Below are 1,605 nucleotides of genomic sequence, written 5' to 3'. Positions count from 1 at the left end.
CAGACACACCCACCGCACCCCGCGTCACAAACACCAACCGACCACCCCCAAACCGCTCCTCCGCCAACCACCCCCGCACCAAACCCAACACATCGCTCAGGACACGGTGCGCGGCCGAGGGCACGTCAGTGCCCTCGGGGACGGACACTGGCACGATCACTGTGGGGGGCACCTCCTCCGGCAGTGCGTCGAGGCCGGCATAGGCGCGGACGGAGTCGCCGAGCCCGAGCGTGTCGTCGCCCAGTACGGCCCAGATGCCGTCGTGTCGCTGCTCGGCAGCGGGCTCGGGCAACGGCGACCAGTCGATCCGCAGGAGCCGGTTCGGCGAGGAGCTGTCCGCCGCGTGCAGCGCCTCCCTCGACAGCGGCCGCAGCGTCAGGGCGCCGGCGGAGGCGACCGGTGCGCCGGTGTCGTCGGCGACGGTCACGGACACGGCGTCCGGTCCGGTCTCCGTGATGCGGACGCGGTACACCGTGGCGCCGGTGGCATACAGGTCGACGTCCGACCAGGTGAAGGGCAGCCGGTCGGCGACGTCCGTCGCGACGCCGGGCAGCAGTGGGTGCAGCGCGGCGTCCAGCAGGGCGGGGTGCAGGGCGAAGCGGGCGGCGTCGGTGCGTTGCTCCTCGGGCAGGACGACCTCGGCGTACAGCTCGCCCCGACTCCCCCGCCACATGCGGCGCAGCCCTTGGAACGCGGGCCCGTAGTCGTAGCCGCGGTCCGCCAGCCGCGCATAGGTCTCCTCCAGGTCGACCTCGGTCGCCTCGGCGGGAGGCCAGGTCATGAGGTCTGCGGGGAGGTCCCGGGCGGTGGTCCCGGCGCTTGCCAGGGCTCCCGTCGCATGCAGGGTCCACGGCTGTTCGAGACCGGTGTCCGTCTCGGGGCGGCCGTATACGTCGATCCTGCGGTGCCCCTCGGAGTCCGGTGCGCCCACAACCGCCTGCACCAGCACTCCGCCACGCTCCGGCACGACCAGGGGCGTCGGCAGGGTCAGTTCGGCGACCCGCTCACAGCCGACCTGCTCCCCCGCCCGCAGCGCGAGCTCCAGCATGCCGGTGCCGGGGAACACGGTCACACCGTGCAGGGCGTGGTCCGCCAGCCACGGATGAGTGGCGAGCGACAGACGGCCGGTCAACAGGATGTCGTCTCCGTCGGCCTGTTCCACGGCCGCGCCCAGGAGCGGGTGTCCGGTCGGGACCAGGCCAAGGCCGGCCGCATCGGAGGTGTCGGCGGTGGCGTCGAGCCAGTAGCGGTCGCGGCGGAAGGCGTAGGCCGGCAGGTCGACGCGGCGCGCGCCGGTCCCGTCGTAGAACGCCTGCCAGTCGACCGGTACCCCGCGCGTGAACAGGCCGCCCAATGCCTTGCACAGGGTCTGTGCCTCGGGCCGTCCGGCCCGCAGCGCGGGGACGGCGACGACGGCGTCGGAGTTGTGGACCGCGGCGCCGACCATCGCGGTCAGGACGGCGTCGGGGCCGATCTCGACGAAGGTGGTGACGCCTTCGGCTTCCAGGGTGCCTACCGCGTCCGCGAACCGCACCGGCTCCCGCACATGCCGCACCCAGTACTCACCACCGGCCAACAGACCAGCACCCGCCAGCCCACCCGTCA

Annotated in this window: 1 protein-coding gene; it reads right to left on the bottom strand. The window is 73.1% G+C overall.

Annotated elements, in window-relative coordinates; all coding sequences use genetic code 11:
- Window positions 1-1,576 (bottom strand): polyketide synthase dehydratase domain-containing protein (locus tag ABT137_RS50950; protein WP_351720898.1); only part of this gene is annotated, 1,576 nt, incomplete at its 3' end.
- Between the last annotated feature and the right edge of the window lie 29 nt (window positions 1,577-1,605).

Origin of the sequence: Streptomyces sp. NPDC001980 (assembly GCF_040296885.1) — a bacterium.
Lineage (GTDB): Bacteria > Actinomycetota > Actinomycetes > Streptomycetales > Streptomycetaceae > Streptomyces.
Note: the sequence above shows the minus strand (reverse complement) of the source record. Positions and strands in the feature narration are given on the sequence as shown.